The 2,298-nt window shown below is 67.4% G+C and carries 2 protein-coding genes; both read right to left on the reverse strand.

Annotated features, from left to right (window positions below; all coding sequences use genetic code 11):
- Positions 1 to 20: 20 nt before the first annotated feature.
- Positions 21 to 632, reverse strand: coding sequence for an ATP-binding protein (locus ACIPSA_RS51330; RefSeq protein WP_402649229.1), 612 nt, complete (start codon positions 630 to 632; stop codon positions 21 to 23).
- Positions 625 to 2,022 (reverse strand): transposase, encoded by a 1,398-nt coding sequence (locus tag ACIPSA_RS51335; RefSeq protein WP_402649232.1) that lies wholly within the window; start codon positions 2,020 to 2,022, stop codon positions 625 to 627. The genes ACIPSA_RS51330 and ACIPSA_RS51335 overlap by 8 nt, the downstream gene beginning before the upstream one ends.
- Between the last annotated feature and the right edge of the window lie 276 nt (positions 2,023 to 2,298).

The raw sequence follows: 2,298 nt of genomic DNA on the forward strand, positions 1-2,298 counted from the left end.
GGATCAGCCTGCCTCCAGCTTCAACCGGTCCCTGCGAGGACCGGCGGCGGGCTTTTCATCCCGCGAGATCCATCAGCGCTTCGTGGCGCACAGCCCAGTTCGTCGATCACGAGCAGGCGGGGGCCTGCGAAGAACCTCATGATGCTTGACCATCGGCCTTCGAGTGCTGCCTTGTGGCACTTGGCGGCGAGTTCGGCGGCGGTGGTGAAGTAGACGCGGTGACCGGCGTCGACCGCGGAGCGGGCGAGCGCGACGGCCAGCATCGTCTTGCCGACACCGGGCGGGCCGACCAGCAGGACGTTGGAGGCGTTGTCGAGGAACCGCAGGGTGGCCAGGTCTCGGATGAGTTTCTCGTCGACGCCGGGCTGGGCGGCGAAGTCAAAGTCGTTCAAGGTCCACGGTTCTGGCAGGCAGGCGAACCTTAGCCGGGAGGAGAGTTTGCGGGCTTCGGTCGCCTCGACCTCAATCTCGAGGAGTTTCTCCAGAGCGGTGGTGAGCGTCATCCGCTCAGCTCGCGCCTGGTCCAGGACGCGGGGAAGCGCTTCGGCAGCGTCGTTGAGTTTCAGGTAGGACAGGTGGCCTCGCAGCTGCTGGTAGCGACGGGCCTCGCTCATCGGCATGGGGTCACTCACTCTCACGCTCCTGGTCTTGATGGGTGGGGTCTTGCCGCAGCCGGTCGGCGACGGCGGCGTAGTGGGACAGGTCGATCACGACCCGGTTCGCGACGTCCGATTCAGGTCGGCCGCGAAGCTTCTCGGCTTCCGCCTGGGCCGCTGCCGATGGGGGCCGGCGGACCTTGGTGCGGCATGGTGCCTTGTCCGAGAACGAGGCGAGTACGGCTCGTTCGAGGGCGATGACGTGTCCGGCGTCCCGGATGGTCTGCCCGGCTCCGTCCGGTGCCCGGCGGTGGTGGGCGATGACCGCACGGCCGGCGGTGACCACGTGCAGGTCGTCCTCGCCGAGCCGGATTCGGACGGTGACGTGGGCACCGGTGAGCCCGGGCGGGACGGAGTAGTGGTTGCCGGCGAAGGAGACGAGTCCTTGGGGACTGACGACGCGGGTCTGCTCGAGCTCGGCGGGGAACGGGCGGGTCGGCAGTTCAAGCAACGGCTCGGCTTCTGCCAGCGCGGCGACGGTGGTCGGGGCTCCGTCGACTTTGCGTTTGCGGCTGTCCATCTGCATGGCCAGTTTGTCGATGCCGTTCTGGCCTGCCTCGATGCTGATGCCGTCAGGGACGGTTCGCCACCAGCGTTGGGCTGCCGAGTGGTTGGCCTTCTCGACGACGCCCTTGCGGTTGCCCCGGCGGGGCGGGCAGATGTCGACGCCGGCTCCGTAGTACTTCGCGACGGCACCAAAGGTCGGCAGGATCCGTCCGGTCGGCGGGTGGCAGACGGTGGCCATCCGGTCGAACCGCCACCTTCGGGCTGTGCCGCCCAGGCGACGCAACACGGCGTCGATGGATTGGACCAGGTGCGGGAAGGTCTCGGCCTCCGCGAGCACGGCCCGCCATCGTCCCGAGTGAGCCAGGGCACCGACGAGGAGATGCGCGTGGGCGCCGACGCCCCACTCAACGGGCGGGTCGGGGAGCTCGACCCAGTCGAACTGGATCTCCTCGCCCGGAGGATGCGCGATGATCGCCACGTCGCGGCCGCTCGAAGCCCGGCATGGTTCGCAGTGCGGGCGTGCTTTGTATCTCCGCAGGGCCCGGGTGAAGGTGGAGTAGCCGCCTGCATAGCCGAGTTCCACCACTTCCTCGAAGAGCGTCGAGGCCCACAAGTGAGGGTCGTCGCTGAGTCGTTGGCGGCAGTACTCCAAGAAGGGCATGAACGCGTCCGGCGACTGACGTCGATATCCGGAAACTCGCTCGCCATTCAGGTACGCGCGGATCGTCTTGCGGTCGTGCCCCAGGTGCCGGGCGATCGCCGAGATCGACCAGCCCTGACGACGCAGCGCGTGAGCATCCACGTCTTCCTCCCAGGTGAGCATCCAGGGCCCTTCAAACAGGCCGAACTCCGTGCTCACGCAGGCTCTCCACGACACGCCGGCACCAGTTCGACACGCCGGAAAGGATCACGCAAAGGGTGGGGAGATCACCTGAGCAGGTTTGGCCACCTGGAGAGCGGCACCTGAGGAGATTCAAAGAGCGCCATCAATCCGATTGTCCGTCGACCGGTCATCGGTCATGGCCGATCGGCGTGGATCGCCCAGCGGCAGGGGCTCACTTCACCTCCCGGGCGAAATAGGCCGCTGCCCGGCGCAGGATCTCGCGCTCCAGCTGCCATTCCTGCTCGGCCTTGA

The sequence above is a fragment of the Streptomyces sp. NPDC086549 genome (assembly GCF_044746205.1).
In the GTDB taxonomy this organism is placed as follows: Bacteria; Actinomycetota; Actinomycetes; order Streptomycetales; family Streptomycetaceae; genus Streptomyces.